Annotated in this window: 22 protein-coding genes, 1 other RNA gene and 1 other annotated feature; of the genes, 4 read left to right on the top strand and 19 right to left on the bottom strand. The window is 60.6% G+C overall.

Annotation, left to right across the window (positions count from 1 at the left end; all coding sequences use genetic code 11):
• The first annotated feature begins 168 nt into the window (after positions 1-168).
• Positions 169-333, top strand: coding sequence for a hypothetical protein (locus A6764_RS16180; protein WP_176703369.1), 165 nt, complete (start codon positions 169-171; stop codon positions 331-333).
• Positions 334-492: 159 nt separating this feature from the next.
• On the opposite strand, the gene A6764_RS16185 is transcribed toward A6764_RS16180, so the two are convergent.
• The 5 genes from A6764_RS16185 to A6764_RS16205 all read right to left on the bottom strand — a co-directional run bounded on the left by A6764_RS16185 (position 493) and on the right by A6764_RS16205 (position 5,710).
• Positions 493-783, bottom strand: a complete 291-nt coding sequence (locus A6764_RS16185) for a DUF1292 domain-containing protein (protein WP_029097413.1) — start codon at positions 781-783, stop codon at positions 493-495.
• A gap of 5 nt (positions 784-788) precedes the next feature.
• Positions 789-1,205, bottom strand: a complete 417-nt coding sequence (ruvX, locus tag A6764_RS16190; RefSeq protein WP_029097414.1) for a Holliday junction resolvase RuvX — start codon at positions 1,203-1,205, stop codon at positions 789-791.
• 13 nt (positions 1,206-1,218) lie between these two features.
• Positions 1,219-1,482 (bottom strand): IreB family regulatory phosphoprotein, encoded by a 264-nt coding sequence (locus tag A6764_RS16195; RefSeq protein ID WP_083989921.1) that lies wholly within the window; start codon positions 1,480-1,482, stop codon positions 1,219-1,221.
• Positions 1,483-1,618: 136 nt separating this feature from the next.
• Complete coding sequence (alaS, locus tag A6764_RS16200) at positions 1,619-4,267, bottom strand: alanine--tRNA ligase (RefSeq protein ID WP_029097416.1); 2,649 nt, start codon at positions 4,265-4,267, stop codon at positions 1,619-1,621.
• A 378-nt stretch (positions 4,268-4,645) separates the two neighbouring features.
• Positions 4,646-5,710 carry an AI-2E family transporter gene (locus A6764_RS16205; RefSeq protein ID WP_065068158.1) on the bottom strand — a complete coding sequence of 355 codons (1,065 nt, stop codon included), beginning with the start codon at positions 5,708-5,710 and terminating at the stop codon, positions 4,646-4,648.
• A 374-nt stretch (positions 5,711-6,084) separates the two neighbouring features.
• Here A6764_RS16205 and A6764_RS16210 point away from each other — a divergent pair, with 374 nt between their 5' ends.
• On the top strand, positions 6,085-6,771 hold the full coding sequence (locus A6764_RS16210; RefSeq protein ID WP_029097418.1) for a TerC family protein: 687 nt from the start codon (positions 6,085-6,087) through the stop codon (positions 6,769-6,771).
• A gap of 78 nt (positions 6,772-6,849) precedes the next feature.
• Here the strand turns inward: A6764_RS16210 and A6764_RS16215 are convergent, their stop codons facing one another.
• The 6 genes from A6764_RS16215 to cymR form a co-directional block, all read right to left on the bottom strand.
• Positions 6,850-7,038, bottom strand: a complete 189-nt coding sequence (locus tag A6764_RS16215) for a hypothetical protein (protein WP_029097419.1) — start codon at positions 7,036-7,038, stop codon at positions 6,850-6,852.
• A gap of 35 nt (positions 7,039-7,073) precedes the next feature.
• A complete protein-coding gene (locus A6764_RS16220; RefSeq protein WP_029097420.1) occupies positions 7,074-7,280 on the bottom strand; it encodes a hypothetical protein in 207 nt (68 codons plus the stop codon).
• 19 nt (positions 7,281-7,299) lie between these two features.
• Entirely contained in the window at positions 7,300-7,797 is a 498-nt protein-coding gene (locus A6764_RS16225) for a PRC-barrel domain-containing protein (protein ID WP_029097421.1), read from the bottom strand.
• 76 nt (positions 7,798-7,873) lie between these two features.
• A complete protein-coding gene (locus tag A6764_RS16230; protein ID WP_029097422.1) occupies positions 7,874-10,132 on the bottom strand; it encodes an SF1B family DNA helicase RecD2 in 2,259 nt (752 codons plus the stop codon).
• A 242-nt stretch (positions 10,133-10,374) separates the two neighbouring features.
• Positions 10,375-11,508, bottom strand: coding sequence for a cysteine desulfurase family protein (locus A6764_RS16235; protein WP_029097423.1), 1,134 nt, complete (start codon positions 11,506-11,508; stop codon positions 10,375-10,377).
• Positions 11,509-11,541: 33 nt separating this feature from the next.
• On the bottom strand, positions 11,542-11,961 hold the full coding sequence (gene cymR, locus A6764_RS16240; RefSeq protein ID WP_029097424.1) for a cysteine metabolism transcriptional regulator CymR: 420 nt from the start codon (positions 11,959-11,961) through the stop codon (positions 11,542-11,544).
• A gap of 110 nt (positions 11,962-12,071) precedes the next feature.
• Here cymR and A6764_RS16245 point away from each other — a divergent pair, with 110 nt between their 5' ends.
• Positions 12,072-12,245, top strand: a complete 174-nt coding sequence (locus A6764_RS16245; protein WP_162836713.1) for a hypothetical protein — start codon at positions 12,072-12,074, stop codon at positions 12,243-12,245.
• 31 nt (positions 12,246-12,276) lie between these two features.
• Here the strand turns inward: A6764_RS16245 and A6764_RS16250 are convergent, their stop codons facing one another.
• From A6764_RS16250 to A6764_RS16260, 3 genes are all read right to left on the bottom strand, one after another.
• Positions 12,277-13,605: an AAA family ATPase gene (locus A6764_RS16250; RefSeq protein ID WP_029097425.1), complete on the bottom strand. Its 1,329-nt coding sequence runs from the start codon at positions 13,603-13,605 to the stop codon at positions 12,277-12,279.
• Between the two features lie 155 nt (positions 13,606-13,760).
• Positions 13,761-14,804 (bottom strand): oxidoreductase, encoded by a 1,044-nt coding sequence (locus tag A6764_RS16255; protein WP_035288551.1) that lies wholly within the window; start codon positions 14,802-14,804, stop codon positions 13,761-13,763.
• Complete coding sequence (locus A6764_RS16260) at positions 14,801-15,586, bottom strand: DeoR/GlpR family DNA-binding transcription regulator (protein WP_065068157.1); 786 nt, start codon at positions 15,584-15,586, stop codon at positions 14,801-14,803. The genes A6764_RS16255 and A6764_RS16260 overlap by 4 nt, the downstream gene beginning before the upstream one ends.
• A 176-nt stretch (positions 15,587-15,762) precedes the next feature.
• On the opposite strand from A6764_RS16260, the gene A6764_RS16265 reads away from it, so the two are divergent.
• Complete coding sequence (locus A6764_RS16265; protein ID WP_029097428.1) at positions 15,763-16,329, top strand: thioredoxin family protein; 567 nt, start codon at positions 15,763-15,765, stop codon at positions 16,327-16,329.
• 102 nt (positions 16,330-16,431) lie between these two features.
• On the opposite strand, the gene A6764_RS16270 is transcribed toward A6764_RS16265, so the two are convergent.
• The 5 genes from A6764_RS16270 to A6764_RS16290 form a co-directional block, all read right to left on the bottom strand.
• Positions 16,432-17,184, bottom strand: coding sequence for a tRNA threonylcarbamoyladenosine dehydratase (locus tag A6764_RS16270; RefSeq protein WP_065068156.1), 753 nt, complete (start codon positions 17,182-17,184; stop codon positions 16,432-16,434).
• Between the two features lie 101 nt (positions 17,185-17,285).
• Positions 17,286-17,469: non-coding RNA, 6S RNA (gene ssrS / locus A6764_RS16275), on the bottom strand.
• Positions 17,470-17,519: 50 nt separating this feature from the next.
• On the bottom strand, positions 17,520-19,307 hold the full coding sequence (gene aspS / locus A6764_RS16280; protein WP_065068155.1) for an aspartate--tRNA ligase: 1,788 nt from the start codon (positions 19,305-19,307) through the stop codon (positions 17,520-17,522).
• 51 nt (positions 19,308-19,358) lie between these two features.
• Positions 19,359-20,639, bottom strand: coding sequence for a histidine--tRNA ligase (gene hisS / locus A6764_RS16285; RefSeq protein WP_143862893.1), 1,281 nt, complete (start codon positions 20,637-20,639; stop codon positions 19,359-19,361).
• An 88-nt stretch (positions 20,640-20,727) separates the two neighbouring features.
• Positions 20,728-20,984, bottom strand: a binding site (T-box leader).
• Positions 20,985-21,072: 88 nt separating this feature from the next.
• Complete coding sequence (locus tag A6764_RS16290; protein ID WP_065068153.1) at positions 21,073-22,596, bottom strand: coproporphyrinogen III oxidase; 1,524 nt, start codon at positions 22,594-22,596, stop codon at positions 21,073-21,075.
• Positions 22,597-22,601 lie beyond the last annotated feature (5 nt).

The raw sequence follows: 22,601 nt of genomic DNA on the forward strand, positions 1-22,601 counted from the left end.
ATTGATTTCGACACGCGGCACCCGGGACCCCAAAGAGGGCTCGTCCCTGCATCTTTTCCATTATACCCAAGGCCTGTCCCGCTGTCACCAGCGCGCGCCCCATGCAGTTTTTGGGCACTTCGGGAGGAATTCGTGTCATAAAATGGAAAATGATAGGGGATAGGAAGTGTGTGCAGGGAGGGTCGACATGAAGCGAATGCTGCTCGTCACGGAGTGGGGGAATACCGCTTTGAGCCGCGATCGGCTGACATCAAAGCCATCCGCATTCACCAGGAACGCTATGGCGAGTCGTTCTCGTTTACGGTGCCGCTCGCAAAGGGAGGGACGCCGTGATGCGCGAACATCGAAACCGGCTCATCCGCTGGCTGATTATCGCCGTTTCGCTGGCGTTTTTGTTTCCCGCCTGCTACCCCCGGTAATCAGGCGGCACGCAGGCGGAGAGTGAATCCACGCCAAGAAAAACGAGAGGGCCGCATCGCCCTCTCGTTGGTCTTACAGCTCTTCTTTTTCCAGGTCGGCAATCAGGGTCTCGAACGTCGCCTCCACCTGTTCCCACTCCGCGTCGTCCTCGATCGGCTGGAGCATGTCGGTGCCGTCGTAGCGCAGGAAGTGAACCTCGTACTCCTCTTCTTCTTCCTGATCGACGGGAACCAGCACCAGATACGTGCGGTCTTCGATGTCAAAAATGTACATGATGCGGAAATCACGCGGGTTCTCGTCGCCTTCTTCCGTCAGCGCGATCACATCCCCGACTTCAAACTCCTCAAACAATTCCTCGCTCATCTCGGTCACCTCGATTTTGCGTCCAAGTAACCCTGCAGGATTAACGTGGCCGCCATTTTGTCAATCACGTTCTTGCGTTTTTGCCGGCTGACATCGGCTGCGATCAGCATCCGCTCGGCGGCCATGGTGGTCAGCCGTTCGTCCCAGAGACGGACGGGCAGTCCCGTCCGGTCTTCGAGCAAACGGGCAAACGCCTGGCAGCTTTCCCCGCGCGGTCCGATGGTTCCGTTCATATTTTTGGGCAGGCCCACGACAATTTCGCCGACCTGGTAATGCGCAATCCATTCTTCCAAGCGGGCGAGATCCTTTTCCTTTGACTGGCGCCTGATCGTCTCCACCCCTTGGGCGGTCCAGCCCAGCTCATCGCTGACGGCCACGCCGATGGTCTTCTCGCCCACATCCAATCCCAGAATCCGTGCCATCGCCTGCACGCACCTACCTGCGTTCTTCCGACAAGTAGACGGTTACCAGCTCTTCGATGATTCTGTCCCGCTCAATTTTGCCGATCAGGCTGCGCGCATTGTTGTGGCGGGGAATGAACGCCGGATCACCGGAAAGCAGGTAGCCGACGATCTGCGTGATCGGGTTGTACCCTTTTTCCTGCAGGGCCTTGTAGACCTCTGTCAGCGTTTCCCGCACTTCCACCGTATTTGTTTCCTTGGGCACCGTGAACTTCATGGTATTATCCATCGAACTCACGATCAACACCTCGATTCCTCTGAGACTCTTCCGCATTTGCTCTTCCTATCAAGTGTATTCGCCTCAAGCAGCCCGATTCCTTGTCGATCGGGCACTTTTCTTGGATGGCGAAACATGGCGAGGAAAGACGGCGGCGTTACTTCGCCACCGCCTGTCCTTTCACCAGATCGTAGACCAGCTCCAGCGCTTCCTGCAGCTTGGCCGGGTCCTTGCCGCCCGCCTGGGCCATGTCGGGACGGCCTCCGCCGCCTCCGCCGCAGCGGGTCGCCACTTCCTTGATCAGTTTGCCCGCGTGGAAGCCCTGGTCCATCAGGTCCTTGGTCACGCCGGCCACCAGGTTGACCTTCTCGCCGTCCACTGCGCCGAGAACGATGACAGCCGACCCCAGCTTGTTTTTCAGCTCGTCCACCATGCCGCGCAGGTTATCCATGTCGGTCGCGGAGACGCGGGCAGCCAGCACCTTGACGCCCTCCACCTCTTTCAGCTTGTCGGTCAGCGAAGCCGCTTCGATGTTGCCCAGTTTGGCGCGCAGCGATTCGTTCTCGCGCTGCACGTCTTTCAACTGCTGCTGGAGCGCTTCGACACGGGCCGGCGCTTCCGCCAGGACCGGGGCCTTCAGCGCGTGGGCCACCTCTTTCAGCGTGCTCAACTGCTGGTTGAGGTACTGGTAGGCGCCGCGTCCCGTCACTGCTTCGATCCGGCGCGTGCCCGCCCCGATGCCGCTCTCGCTGACGATCTTGAACAGGCCGATTTCCGCCGTATTGGACACGTGGCAGCCGCCGCACAGCTCCAGGCTGTAGTCACCCACTTTGACCACGCGGACGATCTCGCCGTACTTTTCACCGAACAGCGCCATTGCTCCCATCGCCTTCGCTTCGTCGAGGGACTTGTGGAAGATGTCCACGTTCAGGTTGGCCCACACTTTTTCGTTGACGATCGCTTCGATCCGCTCCAGCTCTTCCGGGGTGACGGCACTGATATGGGTAAAGTCAAACCGCAGGCGATCCGGCGCCACCAGCGAACCGGCCTGGTTGACGTGCGTGCCCAGCACGTCTTTGAGCGCCTGGTGCAGCAGGTGTGTGGCCGTGTGGTTTTTGGTGATGTCGAGACGGGCGTTCCGGTTTACTTCGGCGCGGACCTCGTCGCCGACGCGCAGCGTTCCCGCTTCCACGACGACGGTGTGGACGTGTTGGCCCATCGGCCCTTTTTGCACGTCGGTGACGCGCGCCTTGACGGAGTCGGAGACGAGCAGGCCCTCGTCGTTGATTTGACCGCCGCTTTCCGCGTAGAACGGGGTGCGGCTCAAGACCACCTGGACGGTCTGGCCTTCTTCCGCCTCGTCAGCCAGCCGGTTGTCGGCGATAATCGCCTCCACTTTTCCATTCGCTACCAATTCAGTATACCCAACAAATTCGCTCGTAACCGTCAAATCGGCAAGCGGGCCGCCCTGCGTCTGCATGCTGTCCACGTCTTGACGGGCGGCACGGGCGCGCTCGCGCTGTTCCTCCATCGCCCGCTCGAACCCTTCGCGGTCCACCGTCAGCCCTTGTTCGCCGGCAAAGTCTTCGGTCAGGTCCACCGGGAACCCGTAGGTGTCGTACATTTTGAAGACGTCCTGGCCGGACAGTTGGCTCTTGCCTTCCGCCTTGGCCGCTTTCACCATCTCGGCCAGAATGGCGAGGCCGTCGTTGAGCGTTTCGTGGAAGCGCTCCTCTTCGGCGCGGATCACTTTTTCAATGAAGGCGCGCTTCTCCACCACTTCCGGGTAGAAATCGCCCATCATCTTGCCGACCGTTTCCGTCAGGCGGTAGAGGAACGGCTGCTCCACGCCCAGCTTTTTGCCCATCCGCACCGCGCGGCGCAGCAGGCGGCGAATCACGTAGCCGCGCCCTTCATTGGACGGCAGCGCGCCGTCGCTGATGGCGAAGACGACGGTGCGGGCGTGGTCGGCGATCACCTTCAGCGCCACGTCCAAGTCCGGGTCCTGCTTGTAGGCGACGCCGGAGATGGCGCTGGTCGCCTCGATCAGCGGGAACAGCAGGTCCGTTTCGAAGTTGTTGTCCACTTCCTGGATAATGGACGCCATCCGCTCCAGCCCCATGCCGGTGTCGATGTTCTTTTTCGGCAGCGGCGTGTAGCTGCCGTCCGGGTTGTGGTTAAACTGCGAGAAGACCAGGTTCCACACTTCCAGGAAGCGCTCGTTTTCGCCGCCCGGGTACAGTTCCGGATCGTTCGGGTCGTTGCCGAATCGCTCGCCGCGATCGTAGAAAATCTCGGAGTTGGGGCCGCAGGGGCCTTCGCCGATGTCCCAGAAGTTGGCTTCCAGACGGACGATCCGCTCTTCGGGAATGCCCACTTTTTTGTGCCAGATCTCGAACGCCTCGTCGTCTTCGGGATGAATCGTGACCCACAGGCGCTCCGGGTCAAATCCGATCCACTCCGGGCTGGTGAGGAATTCCCACGCCCAGGTGATCGACTCTTCCTTGAAGTAGTCGCCGATGGAGAAGTTCCCCAGCATTTCGAAGAAGGTGTGGTGACGGGCCGTGCGTCCCACGTTTTCGATGTCGTTGGTGCGAATCGATTTCTGCGAGTTGGTGATCCGCGGGTTGTCCGGCACGACGCGGCCGTCAAAGTACTTTTTCAGCGGCGCCATCCCGCAGTTGATCCACAACAGCGACGGGTCGTCGTGCGGAATCAGCGGCGCGCTCGGCTCCACATGGTGTCCCTTGCTTTTGAAGAAATCGAGGTACATTTGGCGGATTTGGCTGCCAGTCAGTTTCTTCATGGAAAAATCCTCCCGTAGATGAGTGTGAAACAACGCGTACATGATCCGAAAAAGGGCTGCTCCCTCCGGCCGGAGCGGCGGGCCTGCGCGAAAAAAAAGTCCCCATCCCCTCAGGGACGAGAACTTGTCTCGCGGTACCACCCTGCTTACAGGCAGCCTGATCACATGCGTCTGCCTGTCGCTCGCTTGCGGACGGGTAACGGTGTCAAGCCGCCGGTTTTTGCCCGGTCTTGGGAGTAGCCTTCCGCTGCACTTCTTCTGGCCGCTCTCCCAGCCTTTGGAGCGTCCTCTCTGGAGAAGGGCTGCAGCGTACTCGTTCCTTCATCGATCCATGCTCTTTTCCATTATCCGTATTATAAAATTGTTTGCCGAAGCCTGTCAACTTTCGTGCAGCATCAGGGCGATCCGGCTGATCACCACTTTGCAGACGGCCAGCACCGGAACGGCGACGATCAGGCCGATGATGCCCCCCGCCGCCTCTCCGGCCAGCAGGGCCATGATGATCAGGAGCGGGTGCAGATGAAGCGAGCGGCCGACGATGTTGGGCGAGAGAATGTTTCCCTCCAGTACCTGGATGACAGCGTTGACGGCCAGCACCATGAGCGTCATTTTCATGGAAATCGTCAGGGCTACGATCAGGGCGGGAGCGGCGCCGATGATCGGTCCGATGTAGGGGATGACGTTGGTCAGGCTGACAAACGTGGCCAGCACGAACGGATACGGCATGCCGATCAGCCAGTAGCCGACGTACGCGCAGGCGCCCACAATCAGCGCCACGATCATCTGGCCGTGTATGTAATTGCCGAGCGACTCGTTGACGTCGCGCAGGACGGCCAGCACCTGCTTGCGGTACTTCGCCGGGACGATGGACATGCCTGTACGGTGCAGGTCTTTCATGTCCTTGAGCAGGTAAAAGGCGATGAACGGGACCACCGCGTAGGCGAGCAGCTTGCCCAGCGTGTTGCGCGCGTTGTCGACCAAAAGCGTAATTGAATGGGACATCCGTTCCTGGGACTGGACAATCACCCGGTCCACCCCCAGCGAGATGCTGTCCGGCAAAAAGTACTTGTGCGCTTCCCACTCCCGCATCCACGTGTGGTACCACTCCGTCAGGCGCGGCAGATCGTCGGACAGCTCCGCGAGCTGGCTGGCGAAGATCGGGATGGCATTGACGATCCCGATGGAGATGATCAGCATGAACGCCGCGTAGATCAGCAGCACGGCCACCATGCGCGGCACCCGTCTGTTTTCCAGCGCCTGCACGATCGGATGCAGCACGTAGGCGATCAGCAGGCCGACGAGAAAGGGCATCACGATCTCCGACAGCAAGTGAAACGTTTTGGCGACTACAGGGCGCAGCAGCCAGAGCAGATTGCCGATGGCCAGCAGCACAATCGCCCAGACGGCCGCGGCAAACAGGCGGCTGCGGCGAAGTTCCTCCACCCTGCCCCCTCCTCCCTCTGATTCGTATGATTTAGCGTGTGCAAGACGCGGAAAAACATGTACGGTATTGACATGCGTGCCGCACCGGTGTACGATGGGAGTACAAACGGATATTCTCCAAAGGGGAGTAGCTTGTTACAGCAAAGTCGTCATTACGGGAGAAATCCCCGGCTTTGTTGGCAACGTAATGTTGTAAGCAAGACCTTTGCCGTGTATGGGTAAGGGTCTTTTTCTGTTCACATGACCTTTACCCGTTGAGGTAAAGGTCGTTTTGTTTTCCTCCCCTTGACGCAGACTACATAACGAATGTCTGTCTGAAGGAGGACGCCGGCCTTTACGAGAAATGTCCGCAATAAAGGAGGTTGGAGAGACAAATGGACGTGTTGTTTACCCCCGCGTTTTGGTCTGGACTGTTGGCGATCATCGTGATTGATCTGGTGCTGGCGGGCGACAACGCAATCGTAATCGGGATGGCCGCGCGCAACCTGCCGGCCCATCAGCAGAAGAAGGCGATCGTCTGGGGAACGATCGGGGCGATCGTGATTCGGGCCGCCGCTACGCTGGCGGTTGTCTGGCTGCTGAAAATCCCGGGCCTGCTGCTCGTCGGCGGATTAATGCTGATCTGGATCGCCCTGAAGCTGTTGGTGCAGGACGAGGGGCATGAGACGGTGAAAGCGGGATCGAGCCTGGCCTCGGCGATCTGGACGATCATCGTCGCGGACGCCGTGATGGGACTGGACAACGTGATCGCGGTCGCAGGGGCCGCGCACGGCAGCTTCCTGCTCGTCGTGGTCGGCCTGTTGATCAGCGTGCCGGTCATGGTGTGGGGCAGCACCCTGGTGTTGAAGCTGATGGATCGTTTCCCCGCCGTCATCTACATCGGGGCCGCCGTATTGGCCTACACCGCGGGCAGCATGATCACGGGCGAGAAACTGCTGGCCGGTTTCTTCGCCGCGTACCCGATCCTGAAATGGATCATCATCACGGCGGTGGTCGTCGGCGTCCTGCTGATCGGCCGCATGAAGAATCAACAGCAAAAACGTATGGCCGAACAATCGTAGCCGCAAAAAAAGAGCCCGGACGGCAGTGGACCGTTCGGGCTGTTTTCATGGACCTTTCCGCTTGCCATGTGACACCGGCTAACGGGCGACGGCACGAAGCAGCGTGCGGCTCATGTTAATCACGTTCATCACGTTGCGCAGCGAAACGGGCAAACGGTTGAAACGAAACCCAAACCGCCGCCTGCGCCGCCGCGGCGCGACCATAAACCCGATCGCCGCGATCAGACCGCTGGCGGCAATTACGCCAATCAGATTGCGTCCGGACATGCCGATGACACCTCCTCGGGTAATGGGCCGTCTGTTCACATGTTCAACGGGGCGGAAACATTCTGGTCTTCGATAAACAGGTCGTTGAGCGAATGCAGCGAGCCATCCTCTTCCACCTGGTAGACGGAAGCGATCTGGTCGCCGTCGACGCTCATCTCGATGAAGCAGTTCCAGCAGTAATACTGCGTGGTTCCAATCTTGCCGATATCTTTGGAACCGCAGTTCGGGCATATGACACGCATCACACGCTTTTCCTCCCTTTCACGCCTGGCTGCGAACCCAGTCCGGCACGATCAGGTTTTCTTCCCCGACGATGACGGAAGGTGGCGCGGACAGGCGTTTGCGCCCTTCGGTGATGTCCGCAAGCCAACCGTTCGATAATTCGTACCCTACAAGTTTCTCCCAATCCGCAGAGAAGTAAACATCTTCCAGCCTGCCCAGGAGTTCCCCGGAAGCGGTGATGACCGTTTTCCCCTTCAGCTTTGTCCTTCCCGTCAGGATGCCGGTAAGCGGCAGGTCGGCGAGACGGTCAAGGGAGGTGATGGCGTCTTTGCCCGTCACGGTAAGGCAGGATTCGCCTACCGCGTGGATGCGTTCGGAAGGAATGCAGGTGCCAGGGTGGAACCAGCCCTGTTCGCTCAGCAAGACTCCCCTTACACGCCAGGCGGAGTCGCAGAGAATGTCACGGACCGTGCCGAGCTCCTCACCCGTTTCCAGGCAGACGATCGGCAAGCCGATTACATCCAATGCCTTGCGCATGTCGGGACATCCCCCTTCCGCTTCTTTAGTATCAAGCGGAGCGGGACGATCCATGCGGAACAACTTGTTCCAAGGCTCACCCTTGCTTCAATCGCTCTTCCAGGTAGCTGTAGCGCACGCCTTCCTCGTCGGTTTCCACCGCGAGGCGAAACGCATCCGGCTCCCCGCACATGATCAAAAACGACTTGCTGCGGGTGATTCCCGTATACACCAGCTTGCGCCGCAGCATGCGGTGGTAGCTTCGGACAAACGGCATGACCACGATGGGAAACTCGCTGCCCTGCGACTTGTGCACGGAGCAGCAGTAGGCCAGTGTGAGCTGGTGATACTCCGAACGCCTGTACACCACTTCCCGGCCGTCAAAGGAAACGACCATCATCTCGGTGTTCTCTGCGTTTTCATTCGGGTAAAAAATGGCGACGATCTCTCCCATGTCGCCGTTGAACACCTGTTCCTCGGCGTTGTTGACCAACTGCAGCACCTTGTCCCCGGTGCGGAAGACGGTGTCGCCGAACGTCACCTCCCGCTTCTGCTCGGTCTTGGGGTTGAACAGTTCCTGCAGTTCTTCGTTCAGCCGGTTCACCCCGGCATTCCCCTTGTACATGGGAGCGAGGACTTGTACATCTTTGGCCGTATACCCTTTCTTTACGGCTCCGGCGCAAATTTGTTTCACCGCTTCCGCCACATCTTGTGGCGAACTTGTGAAAAATCGCCGGTCGGGGGTCGTGGCCAACAGGTCGGACGGAACCATTCCCTTGCGGACGTCGTGAGCCAGCCGGATGATCGAGGACTCCTGCGCCTGCCGGTAAATCTCGCTGAGCTGCACGCGCGGCAATAGACCGGAGCGGATCATGTCCTGCAGCACGTTGCCGGGACCGACCGACGGAAGCTGATCCGGGTCGCCGACCAGAATCACCTGCATCTCGTCCGGCACGGCGCGGAACAGTTGATTGGCCAGCCAGACGTCCACCATCGACATCTCGTCGACGATCAACAGCCGGCCCCGGATCGGATGCTCCGCGTCGTGCTCAAAGCTCTCCCCTTTCCAGCCCAGGAGGCGGTGAATGGTCATCGCCGGCAGACCGGTCGTCTCCGACATGCGTTTGGCCGCCCGGCCGGTGGGGGCGACCAGCAGGATGGGGAAGGGATTTTCTTCGTCGTAGGTTTTCAGGTCGAGCGAAATGCCGTGCAGTTGGGCAAACACGCGGCAGATCCCGCGAATCACCGTCGTTTTCCCCGTGCCGGGCCCGCCGGTCAAGAGCATCAAGCCGGATTTGATCGCCTGCTCGATCGCATCCCGCTGCGTCTGGGCGTACGTGATGCCCAGCTCTTCTTCCACCACGCCCAGCGCCCGGTAAAACTCCGAAGCGGGAAAGGCGCCAAACTCGTCCCGCTCGGCAAAGTAGCGCAGCCGCTTGGCCAGCCCGATTTCGGCGAAAAACAGCGAGGGCAGATAGACCCGGTCTTCGTCCCAAACCACTTTGCTCTCGACAAAGAGCGATTCCACGGCGAGCGTGATCTCCTCCGGCTGAAAGCGGTGTCCCCCGCACTCGTCCAGCAGGCGGAGCGTTTTGGCGCACAGTTCGTCCGCCGGCAGAAACACGTGTCCCTCGGAGTAGCAGGCTTCCTGCAGCACGTACAGGGCTGCCGCCTTGACCCTCTCCTCCGAGGAAGCGGCAATTCCCGTGGCCCGGGCGATGTCGTCCGCCCGTTTGAACCCGATGCCCTGGACATCCTCGATCAGCCGATACGGCTGTTCCGTCAGCACGGTCATGGTCTCCAGCTTGTACGTCTGATAAATCCGCAGCGCCAACTGGACGCCGATGCCGAACTCGTAGAGAAACACCATCGCCCGCTCCAGGGAGCGGTGTTCCATCACCGACTCGTAGATCTGCCTCGCGCGCGTTTCCGAGATGCCCGGAACCTCCACGAGCCGCTCCGGCTGCTCGGCGATGACCGTGAGCGCTTCTGTGCCCAGATGTTCCACGATGCGTTTGGCCATGGTTTTGCCGATGCCTTGAAACAGCCCGCTGGCCAGATAGCGCTCCACCCCTGCCCGGGTCTTGGGCGTCTCCCGTTCATACCTTTTGACCGCGTACTGCTGCCCAAACTTCGGATGCGTCTTCCACTCGCCGTAAAACGTGTACAGCTCCTCCGGATGCGGCCGGGGGAAGTTGCCGACGACCACGACCTCCGCATCCTTCACCGGTTCTGTAGTCTCCTCCACTGTTAGACGGATGACACCGTACCATGTTTCTTCATTGTAAAAAATTTCTTGCGCGACATAGCCGCGTATGTAAGGTTCGGCAAACAAGGAAAGTGTCTGCTGCGACACCGCACACGCCTCCCGGATGGGAGAATCCCGCGGGATTCCCCCGAAACTCTTGTTCGATTATAAAATCGTTTTGCCGGATCTGACAACCGCGCCGACAGCGAACGGGTCGTCCTGCACGCCGTGTTGGCATGAAAAAAACCAGCAGCGTTCTCTTGCGCTTGCTGGTTTTTGGTTGCGTTTCCGACAATGGAACGGCGCACGCCCGTCGTCTCGGCCGCGGTCTCCTGCGGCCGTCTGCGGGGCTACCGCGCCACCCGTTTGACGATGTCCGCCGCCGTCTGCGCCGCCTGCTTCACCTCTTCCACCGTGTTGGTGATGCCGAAGCTGAAGCGAACAGCCGAACGCATCACCGGATCGTCCAGACACATCGCCTGCAGGACGTGGGACAGCTCCAGCGAACCCGAGGTGCAGGCGGAGCCGCTGGCGGCGGCGATTCCGGCCAGATCCAGGTTCATCAGCATGGTCTCGGTATGGACGCCGGGAAAGCTGACGTTGAGGATGTGCGGCAGATGCCGTTCGGGGTGGCCGTTTACGTGAAACGCGATGCCCGACTCCCGCCAGACGGCAAGCATGGCTTCGCGCATCTGCCGGTACTTGGCGACGCGCTCCTCCATCTCCCTGGCAGCGATCTCCGCCGCCTCTGCAAAGCCGACGACGCCGGCCAGGTTTTCCGTGCCGGCCCGCCGCTTCCGCTCCTGGTTACCGCCGTGCAGATGCGGCAGAAACGGCACCTTCCGCCCCAGGTACAGGGCCCCTACGCCTTTCGGGCCGTTGATCTTGTGGGCGGAGACGGAGAGCATGTCCACCGGCAGTTCGCTGACGCTGAGGGGCATCACGCCGAATGCCTGCACCGCGTCGGTGTGAAACACGATGTTCCGTTCGCGGAGGAACCGGCCGATCTCTTCAATCGGCTGGATCGTGCCCACTTCATTGTTGCCGTACATGATCGAGACCAGCACGGTATCCGGCCGGACCGCCTGTTTCAGCTCCTCCAGGCTGACCATGCCCGTCTCGTCCACCGGCAGGTACGTCACCTCAAAACCCATCTGCTCCAGATGTGCGCAGGCATGCAGGACGGCGTGGTGCTCGACGCTGGACGTGATGACGTGCCGCCCCCGCTCCCGCTGGGCCATCGCTCCCCCGATGATCGCCATGTTGTCCGCCTCCGTCCCGCCGCTGGTAAAGACGAGCGTCTGCGGTTCGGCGCCGAGAATGTGAGCGATCCGGTCGCGCGCCTGCTCCAGGGCCATGCGCGCCTCCCGGCCAAAGCCGTGCAGACTGGAGGGATTGCCGTATACGTTCGTCAGATAGGGGTGCATCGCTTCCGCCACGCGCGGATGGACAGGGGTCGTGGCGGCGTGGTCCAGATAGATCATCTCGCGCTCTCCTTTGCTTCGTACGCTGTTGCGTCAAATGTAAAACATGTAACCGTCCGTCTGTCCTTCGTCCTTGTAGCTGATCAAATCCTGCAGCGACGTGGAATCGAGGACGGCGGATATGCTGTCGCGGATGCGCAGCCACAGGTAGCGCTTGGCCGGGTCTTCCTCCTCGGTAAACTCCACCGGGCTGATCGGCCCTTCCAGCACGCGGATGATGTCGCCGGCGGAGATTTCATCCGGCTTTTTCGCCAATACATACCCGCCGTACGCGCCGCGGATGCTTTTCACCAGTCCGGCATTGCGGAGCGGCGCGATCAACTGCTCCAGGTAATGCTCGGACAAATCGTGCCGCTGGGCAATGCTCCGCAGCGAAATCGGGCCTTCGCCGAAGCGGTTGGCCAGTTCCATCATGATGGTCAGGCCGTAACGTCCTTTCGTAGAAATTTTCACTGTACCAACTCTCCTTTTTTCCTCTCGCTCCCTGCCCACCTCCTCCATGACGGTTGACCTACATGAGACGGGCGGTTGGGGACACACTACGTTGCAGGGGGTGAATGCACATGGCCACCAATCAAAAAGCGGTAGACGGCAAAAACCATCCCTCTGCGACGCTGTACGACCAGCCGGCCGGCACGATCGCCCACAAGGCGCGCTACGGAGCCAGCGAGCAGAGCAAACAGCCGAACGAAAACGGCGATCTTCCCAACAAACCGGGAGGAACCGTCCGCACCTGAACGCTCGTTCCCCCGCCACCCGGGGGAACGTTTACGGTCCGGGCGTCTGCTGGCGCTCCGCCTGCCGACGGCGAATCTCCTGCTCGTAGCCGATCGGCTTCGGCTGATAAAACGAGTAGTCGGTCCCGTCCGGCAAATACCGCTGCGGGACGTATCCGCCGGGATAGTCGTGCGGATAGAGGTACCCTTCGCCGTGACCGAGCCGGGACGCTCCCTTGTAGGCGGCGTCGCGCAGGTGGAGCGGCACCGGTTTGTGCCCGTCCTTCCTGATCGCGGCCAGCGCCTGGTTGATCCCGTTGTAGGCGGCGTTGCTTTTGGGCGCCGTCGCCAGGTACGTGGTCGCCTGGGCAAGGGGAATCCGCCCCTCCGGCATGCCGACCAGCTCCACCGCCTGGAAGCAGGAAACGGCGATGGTGATCGCCTGCGGATCAGCGTTGCCGATGTCCTCCGAGGCGGAAATCACCAACCGGCGGGCGATAAACCGGGGATCCTCGCCCGCGTCGATCATCCGCGCCAGCCAGTACAGCGCGGCGTCCGGATCGGAGCCGCGAATCGACTTGATAAACGCGGAAATGGTGTCGTAGTGGTTGTCGCCGCTTTTGTCGTAGCGAACAGCGCGCCGCTGGATGGACTCCACCGCCACTTCCAGCGTGACGCAAATCCGGCCGCGTTCATCCGGAGGCGTCGTTTTCACGGCCAGTTCCAGCGCGTTCAGCAATCTCCGCGCATCTCCTTCGGCGTACCGGATCAGGTGATCGGCGGCGTCGGGGGTGACCGTGACGTTCAATTCTCCCAGTCCCCGTTCGCGGTCGGTAATCGCCCGCTCCAGCACCTGCCGCAGTTCCTCTTCGTTCAGCGGATGCAGCGGAAAAATCTGCGAACGGGAGAGCAGGGCGGCGTTCACTTCAAAAAACGGATTTTCCGTGGTCGCCCCGATCAGGATAATCGTCCCGTCCTCCACACAGGGGAGCAGGGCGTCCTGCTGCGCCTTGTTGAAGCGGTGAATCTCGTCGATAAACAGCGTAGTGCGCTGACCGTTCATCACCAGACGGTCTTTCGCCTCCTCCACGATGCGGCGGATGTCGGCGACCCCTGCCGTCACCGCGTTCAGCTCGGCGAAGTAGGATTTGGTCGTGTTGGCGATGATTTTCGCCAATGTCGTCTTTCCCGCCCCTGGCGGACCGTAAAAGATGAGCGACGAGACCTGGTCGGCCTCGATCGCCCGCCTGAGCAGCTTGCCCGGCGCCAAAATATGTGATTGTCCGAGCACCTCATCCACGGTGCGCGGCCTCATCCGCGCCGCCAGTGGCTGCAGTTTGCCCGAATCGTGCTGTTCGTATGCGAACGAAAAGAGATCCATTGCTACATACCCTTCCATTTTAATGGGGTTGTCTCAATATCATAGCATACTGGAAACAAACGTGCATTGGCAAGCAACCAATCGCCCCTCCGACGAGTCGGCCGGTCAGCCGTCCGCAGCGGCGAAAGCATTTTCTCCATACCGCCGTTTCCCCGCTACCGCACCGTGATCACGCGCTGTTCCCGGCTGCTCTGTTCCGCCCACTCGATCACCCGGATCACGTTCATCGCGTCCGCAGGCGAAACGGGCGCGGGTGTTGCGGACACAATCGCTTCGTACATCTGCTGATAGTACGTCTGATACGCGCCCGGAATGGTTTCCACGCTGCCGCTCACGTTCAGTTCTCCCACGCTCAGCGTGAGCTGTCCGTACGTCTCTTCGCGATCCCTGCCCCACTCCGGTCCTCCCGGTATCAGGCCCGCCCGCAGCGCGTCTTCCTGCGGATCCAATCCGTACTTCACGAAACTGCCCTTGTCGCCGTGGATCTGGAAACGGGGACCGGGCTGTCTGACCAGCGAACCGGCGTGCAGAATCACCCGCAGCGATCCGTACCCGAGCACGATGTGGAAGTAGTCCGTCGTCCTGGCTCCGGGGCGCTGTGCGCCGACGTCGGCCATCACCGTCTGCGGCAGACCGAAAAGATGAAGCGCCTGATCAATCAAATGGGAACCCAGGTCGTACAGAATGCCGGAACCGGGCAAATCCCGCTCCCGCCAGCGGTCGGTCACCTCGGGACGGTAACGGTCGTAGTGCGCTTCATACAGGAATACCTCGCCCAATGCGCCGGTTTGAAGCAGGTGTTTTATCGTTAAAAAATCGTTGTCCCATCTGCGGTTGTGGTAGACGCTGAGCACGCGTCCGCGCGACTCGGCCAGCCGGATCAGTTCTTCCGCTTCCGAAGAGCGGATCACAAACGGCTTTTCCACCACGACATGTTTGCCTGCCAAAAGCGCCTGCTTGGCGTACGGGAAGTGCGAGGTGTTTGGCGCGGCAACGACCACCAGCTCAATCTGATCGTCAGACAGGAGTTCGTCCACGCTGGCGACCACCTCTGCCTCGGGCAGGTCGGCACGCACCTTTTCCGGACGGGATGAAACGACCTTCGTCAGTTTTAATCCCGGCACCGACCGGATCACCGGCGCATGAAAGACCTGGCCCGATAATCCATACCCAATCAACCCGACGTTTACCTGTTTCACGATTCTCCTCTCCCTTGCTCCGTCGATCGGGAAGCGACCAGCAGCTCCACGCCCGCCTGCTCCAATGCGGCGCGAACCTCTTCGGCCGGCTCCGCGTCGGTGACGACGATGTCGATTTCATCCAGGCCGCACACCTTGTGAAACAGCCGCTTGCCGAACTTGCTGGAATCGGCGAGAACGATGACCTGATCGGCGCACTCCAGCATCGCCATTTTCACGTAGGCTTCGTCCACCGTGTGGGCGGTCAGTCCTTCCGGCGTGATGCCGCAAGCGCCGAGCAGCAGTTTGTCCACGCGCATGTCGCGCAGCGCGGCGATGGTCTTGGGTCCGAACAAGCCGCGATGCCAGACGTTTAGCTGACCACCGAGCAGATGGATTTCCGCCGACCGCTTCCGGCTGAAAATGTCGGCCACGTCAATGGAATTGGTGACGACGACGTGCGGTTCGGCTGACATCCATTCCGCTGCGAACTGCACCGTCGTGGCCGTATCCAGCAACAGATAGTCGCCGCTGCGGATCAACGACGCAGCCGCCCTGCCTATTTCCCGTTTGCCGGCCGGGTTGTTCAATCGCTCTTCGTAGCTTTGCACATACTTGGTCAAGGTGGGCAGCACTGCTCCGCCGCGAACGCGAATGATTTCCCCCCGCTCCTCCAATTTGACCAGATCGCGTCGGGCCGAGTCGCGGGAAATGCCAAACCAGTCGCACATCTGCTCCACGGTGATCCGCTGGTGTCGCTGCAAATGGCGCAGGACAGCGGCTAGACGTTCTTCTTGCTGCATGGTAACTCCCTCGTTTACGGAAAAGTTATCTTTATCATAAGCATTTTGCTTACGGTCGTCAAAAATATTCGTGGAATGCGAGTGGTATGTAAGCAAAACGCGCAAATCCGTTGATCGGGGAAGGGAGATGCGCTATAGTAGACGGAAACGATATCCAAGGAGAGGAGCGAATCAACATGGCCCGGACAGAATCTACGATGTTTCCGCTCGGTCAAAAGGCACCTGACTTCGCACTGCCGGACACGGTAACCGGCAAGGTCATGTCGCTTTCCGAGCTTGCCTCCAAACAGGCGACGGTGATCATGTTCATCTGCAACCACTGCCCGTTTGTCAAACACGTTCAAGCGGAACTGGTACGCCTGGCGAACGATTACCTTCCCAAGGGCGTCTCCTTCATCGCGATCAGTTCCAATGACGCTGACGCTTATCCGGACGATTCGCCCGAGCGGATGAAGCAGGTGGCGGAAGAATGGAAGTATCCCTTCCCGTACCTGTACGACGAAACGCAGGAGGTCGCCCGCGCCTATCAGGCAGCGTGCACACCCGACTTTTACGTGTTCGACGGGAATCTGGCGTGCGCCTATCGCGGTCAATTGGACGACTCCCGTCCCGGCAACGACATTCCCGTCACCGGCGCGTCCATCCGCGCCGCCCTGGATCAACTGCTGAACGGCGAACCCGTGACGGTCCCGCAAAAACCGAGCCTCGGCTGCAATATCAAGTGGAAGCAGCCTGATCGATGAATGAACAAAACCCACTACCGAAAGCTGGTAGTGGGTTTTGTGATTACATTGTCTGCAGTCAAAGAAGCTGCTGCGTCCTTTTCGCAGCAGCTTTTCCTTGGGTTATCCTTTTGCCGGCTGCCAGCCCAGGATGTCGCGGACGACGACGCTGGCCAGAATCAGCCCCGCGACGGAAGGCACAAACGCGTTGCTCGCCGGGGGGCGGCGCGCCTTGCTGATCGGAGAATGGGGATCGGCAATCTGGTTTCGCACGTCTTCGCGGATCGTTACCGGAATTTCTTTCGAATACACCACTTTGACGCCTTTGTGAATGCCTTTTTTCCGCAGTTCGCGCCGGATCACCTTGGCGATCGGGTCGTAGCTGGTCTGGGAAATGTCGGCCACTTCGAAGCGGGTCGGGTCCATCTTGTTGGCCGCCCCCATGCTGGAGATGATCGGAATGCCGCGCCGCTTCGCCTCTTGGATCACGTGAAGCTTGGCCGTCATGATGTCCATCGCGTCGACGATGTAATCCAGCTTGTGGGCGAACAACTGATCGGCCGTCTCTTCGCTGTAGAACATGTTCAGCGTGACCACTTCACACTCCGGATTGATCGCGGCGATGCGCTCCTTCATCAGCTCCGCCTTTGGCCGGCCGATGGTGTGCAGGGTGGCGTGAATCTGCCGGTTGATGTTGGTGATGTCCACCACGTCCTTGTCCACCAGCACCAGCTTGCCGACGCCGGTGCGGGCCAATGCCTCCACCGTAAACGAGCCGACGCCGCCGATTCCCAGCACGGCGACAGTGCTGTTTTTCATTTTTTCCAAGCCCTCGGGACCGAAGGCCAACTCACAACGGGAGAATTGATGAAGCATGTTTCCGTCAACCTCTTCCTCTCAAACGATCTGAACGACCCGGCTCCTCCCTGCTGCCCGCTGAAATGATCCATCGGAAAAGTAGGAATCCCGGGCAAAAAAGGAGCCCCATTATGCCGTGCTGCTCCTGAAGTTTTGAACCTGCGCTGCGCAGGTGGGTGTCTCGCCCAACCGTCCCGGACGTCCACTCGACGGAGGCATGTCCTCGCGGTTTGGGACGGCAAACTCCCTGAAAAGAGTTTGTGGCTCAAAACTATTCGGAAGTCACGTACATCGCAGGGCTATTCTTCAGTATTACCAATGTATCAGAGGCGGATGCGCCTGTGCAAGTACGCTTACGCTTTCTCGTCTTCCTCTTTGACCGTGGTGGTGATGTTCAGTTCGGCGAGCTGCACCGGCTCCACCGCTCCCGGCGCGTCCATCATCAGGTCGCTGGCGCTTGCCGTTTTCGGGAAGGCGATCACTTCACGCAGGTTGCTGCGGCCGGCCAGCAGCATGACCAGACGGTCCAGACCGAGCGCGATGCCGCCGTGCGGAGGCGTGCCGTATTCGAAGGCATCCAGCAGGAAGCCGAACTTCTCGCGCGCTTCCTCCTGCGAAAAGCCGAGCGCCTTGAACATTTTCTCCTGCACGTCGCGCTTGTAAATCCGCATCGAACCGCCGCCCAGCTCGTAGCCGTTGAGCACCATGTCGTACGCCTGTGCCCTGATCTGTCCCGGGTCGGTTTCAAACAGGTGCAGGTCTTCGTCTTTCGGACGCGTGAACGGATGGTGCAGGGCGACGTAGCGCTGCGCCTCTTCGTCCCATTCCAGCAGCGGGAAGTCCACCACCCACAGGAAAGCAAATTTGCTGTGGTCGATCAGGCCGAGCTCCGCACCCAGTTTGGAACGCAGAGCGCCCAGCGCGTCCGCCACCACTTTCGGCTTGTCGGCCACGAACAGGAGCAGGTCGCCTTCTTCCGCCGCCAGACGCTGTTTCAGCGCGTCGATCTCCTCCGCGGAGAAGAACTTGGCGATCGGTCCTTTCACCTCGCCGTCCTTGAAGCCCATCCAGGCCAGCCCTTTCGCCCCGTAGCGGGCCGCCAATTTGCCCAGATCATCCGCTTCCTTGCGGGAGTAGTGGCCGCATCCCTTGGCGTTGATCGCTTTCACCTGACCGCCGCCGGCGACGGCACTGGCGAACACTTTGAAATCGCTGTTGGCCACCAGGTCGGACACGTCGGTCAGCTCCATGCCGAAGCGGATGTCCGGCTTGTCGGAACCGTAGCGGGCCATCGCTTCCGCGTAGGTGAGGCGCGGGAACGGTGTCGGGACGTCCACGCCGATCGTTTCCTTGAAGACGTGGGCGACCATCTGCTCCATCATCGGCAGCAGCTCTTCCATGGACAAGAACGACGTCTCGATGTCCACCTGGGTAAACTCGGGCTGACGGTCGGCGCGCAGGTCCTCGTCGCGGAAGCAGCGGGCGATCTGGTAGTAGCGCTCCAGACCGGAGACCATCAGCAGCTGCTTGAACAACTGCGGCGATTGCGGCAGCGCGTAAAATTCGCCCGGATGCACGCGGGACGGCACCAGGTAGTCGCGCGCCCCTTCCGGCGTGCTCTTGGTCAGGATCGGCGTCTCCACTTCGACGAAGCCGCGGCTGTCCAGGAAGTCGCGGAACGCCTTGGACGCCTTGCTGCGCAGCATCAGGGAGCGCTGCATCTCCGGACGGCGCAGGTCCAGATAGCGGTACTTGAGGCGGACCTGCTCATCCACGTCGATCTCATCTTCGACCGGGAACGGCGGCGTTTTCGCGTCGTTGAGAATCTCGATTTCGGCGACGTGCACTTCCACTTCGCCGGTTTTCAGCTTCGGGTTGACCGCTTCCGGATCGCGCTTGACGACGGTTCCCTTTACGGCCAGCACGTATTCGCTGCGGACCTTGTCGGCGATTTCCCACGCCGTTTTGTTAAACTCCGGGTTGAACACGATCTGCACGATGCCCGTCCGGTCGCGGAAGTCGATGAAAATCACCCCGCCCAGGTCGCGCCGCTTCTGCACCCAGCCGTTCAGGACGACCTCCTGTCCGATGTGTTCCTTGCCCACTTCTCCACAATGCACGGTACGGTATTGCCACGTCATCTTCGGTAATCCTCCACTCTTCTTGTCTATGAAATAACGCGAAACATTTCTTTACGCGCGTGCCGCCAGGCGTTCGGCCAGCACGGCGGCGACCTGGTCGCGCTTCACTTCCTGCTGTTCGCCGGTCGCCATCTCCTTGAGGACGACCGTGCCGTTTGCCAGCTCCGCTTCGCCGATAATCGCCGTAAACGCGGCGCCCAGCCGGTCCGCCTGTTTGACCTGCGCCTTCATTTTGCGGTCCAGGTAGTCCAGATCGGCGGACACCCCGGCGCGGCGCAGCTCGTCGACGAGGACGAACGCGTCCTGCTTCGCTTCAGGGGTCTGGATCGCCACGAAGCAGTCAATCCCCCCGCTCACGGGCAGCTCGACGCCCTGCTTTTCCAGCGCGAGCAGCAGCCGCTCAATGCTGAGCGCAAAGCCGATGCCCGGCATGTCCTCGCCCCCCAGCTCGGCGACCAGCCCGTTGTAGCGGCCGCCGCCGCAGAGCGTTTCGACGGCGCCGATTTCCGCCATCTTGATCTCGAAAGCCGTCAGCGTGTAGTAATCCAGTCCCCGCACCAGCCGCGGATTGACCGTGTACGGGATGTTGAGCGCGGTCAGATAGCGCTTGACCGCCTCGAAGTGGGCGGCGGACTCGTCGCTCAGGTAGTCGAGAATGGACGGCGCGTCCTTGGTCAGCGTCCGGCACTTCTCGTTTTTGCAGTCCAGCACGCGCAGCGGGTTGCGGTCGATGCGGGATTGACAGTCCGCGCACAGCTCGCTGCGGACGCCGTTCAGGTGGGCGAGCAGGTGCTCGCGGTGGCGGGCGCGGTCCTCAAGGGTGCCGACGCTGTTCAGCTCCACGCTCAAGCCCGTCAGTCCCAGCTCCTGGTAGAAGCGCATCGCCAGCGCGATCACTTCGGCGTCAATTGCCGGATCGCTGGAGCCGATCGCCTCCACCCCAAACTGGACGAACTGGCGGTAGCGTCCTGCCTGGGGACGTTCATGGCGAAACATCGGGCCCAGGTAGTACACCTTCACCGGCTGGTTGGGCTGCCCGTACAGCTTGTGCTCGACGTAGGCGCGCACCACGCCGGCGGTCCCTTCCGGCCTGAGCGTCAGCGCGTCGTCGCTGCGCGGATTGGAGACGCTGTACATCTCCTTTTCCACGATGTCCGTGGTTTCACCCACGCCCCGTTGAAACAGCTCCGTGCTCTCAAACAGCGGCGTGCGGATTTCCTGATAATTGTAGCGGCGGCAGAGATCGCGGGCCCTGGCCTCGACGTAGTGCCACAGCTCCACGGTACCGGGCATGATGTCCTGCGTACCGCGGGGAATTTGAATCCTTGTCATCTTGCCTGAACCTCCATTGTCTGTTCCCGCAGGAACGTTGGTAAGCAAAATAAAAAATCTCCCGCCGCCCGACATGCCGTCCGGACATGTCAGGGACGAGAGATGGTATTCCCGTGGTGCCACCCTGATTGGACTCCAACAGGGAGTCCCGCTTGTTGGCCGTTAACGCCGGCGTACGCCTGCCGGTTACTGGGATGGCGGCCGAAACGCGCGCGGCCGTTTTCCGTTCACCGACGGTCCTCGGGGATGTCATTCGCCAGGCCGTTATAGAGAAGCGCTCTCAGCCGCGGCGCTTCCTCTCTGGCTATCCGTCTCCTGGGTACTTGTTCCCGTCATCAGATCAGACAATCGATCTAGCATGAAAGCTTATTGAAAATCATAGCAAACCGCCAATCGGTCGTCAACAGGCGCTCGGTAAAACTTTTTCCACCGGTTACTCCGCCTGTCCTGCCGATGCGGCTGCCGTCCCGAAGTAGACCTGGTCCAGATCGCGGAGCTTTTCTTCCGTCAGCGTCCGGTAGGTTTCGTTGTACGTCTTCGGATCTTTCGGGTTGGGCCAGCGCGTCAACTTGCCGCTGCCAGGCGCCATCAGCTTGGACACGGCGCCGCATCCCAGCCCCAGGATGGTCTGCACTTCTTCCATGATCATAATGTTGTAGATGCTCTCCCGGCCGTCAAGGGCGTAGCCGACATTTTCCAGGTTGCCGAGGATGTTTTTCTGACGGTAGAGGTAGTACGGATGATAGCCGTGGGCTTTCGTCCACTCCGACGCCAGCGCCATCATCCGGCTGATCTCTTCCCGGCTGGCTACCTTGTAGCGCTCTTTGTTCTGCGTCATCTCGGACGCCCGCTTGAACGAGAGGGTGTGCACCGTCAGCGAGGCGGGCATCAGTTTTTCCACTTCCCGCAGGCTGTGTTCCAGCTCGGCCAGTCCTTCGTTGGGCAGGCCGATGATCAGGTCCATGTTGATGTTGGTCAGCCCCATCTCCATGGCGAGATGGTACTTTTCGATCGTCTCCTCGACCGTGTGGTGGCGGCCGATGGCGTGCAGCGTCTCCTGGGTAAAGGACTGTGGGTTGATGCTGATCCGGTCCACGTTCCAGCGCTTCATCACCGCCAGCTTTTCCCGCGTGATCGTATCGGGACGTCCCGCTTCCACGGTCAGCTCGCGCACATCCGCCATGTGCGGAAACGAGCGGTGCATCTTGTCGAACAGTTGATCCAGATCCTCGGCTGTAATGCTGGTCGGCGTGCCGCCTCCGAAGTACACGGAGGTAATCCGCATGTCATGCCGTCTCAGCCACTCGCCCAGCCGCTCCATCTCGTAGTGCAGCCCCTCCAGAAACGGATTGACGGAGGCGGTGTGGCTGCGGATGGCGTAGGCGGGAAAGGTGCAGTAGGCGCACTTGGTGGGACAAAACGGGATGCCGATGTAGACGGACAGCTCCCGGTCGATCCGGTACAAATCGGGCACCACCTGCAACTGCCGGTCGACGATCTCCTGCAGCAGGCGCAGCTTGTACGGCCGGACCATGAAGTCCTGCCGCAGCCGGCGGTGCGCTTCTTCCTGACTGGCGCCGGAGGAGAGCAGATGATGCAGCAGCTTGGTGGGACGGATGCCGGTCAGGATGCCCCAGCCCTGCTCCATGCCGGTAAACTCCTCCAGCATGACCAGCAGGACGTAGCTGACCGCCTGCTTGGCGACCTTCCGCTTGCCCACCTCATCCAGGCCGGCGGTCGGCCTCTCCGCGCTGTGGACGAACCGGCGTTCTCCGGCGATCAGCTCGCCTTCCGCCGAGACGCTGCCGCCCCTGTCCGCGAGAGCCAGCCGGATGCGGATCCCCTCGCCGCTGCTCCATTCGTCCACGTAGGCGATGTCGGGGTCTTCGTAAAACAAAGCGAGAATCAAGGCGATTTCCCGCTCGAATGCGTGTCCTTCACATTTGACTTGTATCATCGGTT

This window comes from Brevibacillus sp. WF146 (genome assembly GCF_001673705.2).
Lineage (GTDB): Bacteria > Bacillota > Bacilli > Brevibacillales > Brevibacillaceae > Brevibacillus > Brevibacillus thermoruber.

Excerpts from the sequence above, each read along its gene's own strand:
- A6764_RS16185 (WP_029097413.1), bottom strand. The coding sequence starts at position 783 with ATGAGCGAGGAATTGTTTGAGGAGTTTGAAGTCGGGGATGTGATCGCG.
- ruvX (WP_029097414.1), bottom strand. The coding sequence starts at position 1,205 with ATGGCACGGATTCTGGGATTGGATGTGGGCGAGAAGACCATCGGCGTG.
- alaS (WP_029097416.1), bottom strand. The coding sequence starts at position 4,267 with ATGAAGAAACTGACTGGCAGCCAAATCCGCCAAATGTACCTCGATTTC.
- A6764_RS16210 (WP_029097418.1), top strand. The coding sequence starts at position 6,085 with ATGGACGTGTTGTTTACCCCCGCGTTTTGGTCTGGACTGTTGGCGATC.
- A6764_RS16215 (WP_029097419.1), bottom strand. The coding sequence starts at position 7,038 with ATGTCCGGACGCAATCTGATTGGCGTAATTGCCGCCAGCGGTCTGATC.
- A6764_RS16220 (WP_029097420.1), bottom strand. The coding sequence starts at position 7,280 with ATGCGTGTCATATGCCCGAACTGCGGTTCCAAAGATATCGGCAAGATT.
- A6764_RS16225 (WP_029097421.1), bottom strand. The coding sequence starts at position 7,797 with ATGCGCAAGGCATTGGATGTAATCGGCTTGCCGATCGTCTGCCTGGAA.
- A6764_RS16235 (WP_029097423.1), bottom strand. The coding sequence starts at position 11,508 with ATGATCTATCTGGACCACGCCGCCACGACCCCTGTCCATCCGCGCGTG.
- A6764_RS16245 (WP_162836713.1), top strand. The coding sequence starts at position 12,072 with ATGGCCACCAATCAAAAAGCGGTAGACGGCAAAAACCATCCCTCTGCG.
- A6764_RS16250 (WP_029097425.1), bottom strand. The coding sequence starts at position 13,605 with ATGGATCTCTTTTCGTTCGCATACGAACAGCACGATTCGGGCAAACTG.
- A6764_RS16260 (WP_065068157.1), bottom strand. The coding sequence starts at position 15,586 with ATGCAGCAAGAAGAACGTCTAGCCGCTGTCCTGCGCCATTTGCAGCGA.
- A6764_RS16265 (WP_029097428.1), top strand. The coding sequence starts at position 15,763 with ATGGCCCGGACAGAATCTACGATGTTTCCGCTCGGTCAAAAGGCACCT.
- A6764_RS16270 (WP_065068156.1), bottom strand. The coding sequence starts at position 17,184 with ATGCTTCATCAATTCTCCCGTTGTGAGTTGGCCTTCGGTCCCGAGGGC.
- aspS (WP_065068155.1), bottom strand. The coding sequence starts at position 19,307 with ATGACGTGGCAATACCGTACCGTGCATTGTGGAGAAGTGGGCAAGGAA.
- hisS (WP_143862893.1), bottom strand. The coding sequence starts at position 20,639 with ATGACAAGGATTCAAATTCCCCGCGGTACGCAGGACATCATGCCCGGT.
- A6764_RS16290 (WP_065068153.1), bottom strand. The coding sequence starts at position 22,596 with ATGATACAAGTCAAATGTGAAGGACACGCATTCGAGCGGGAAATCGCC.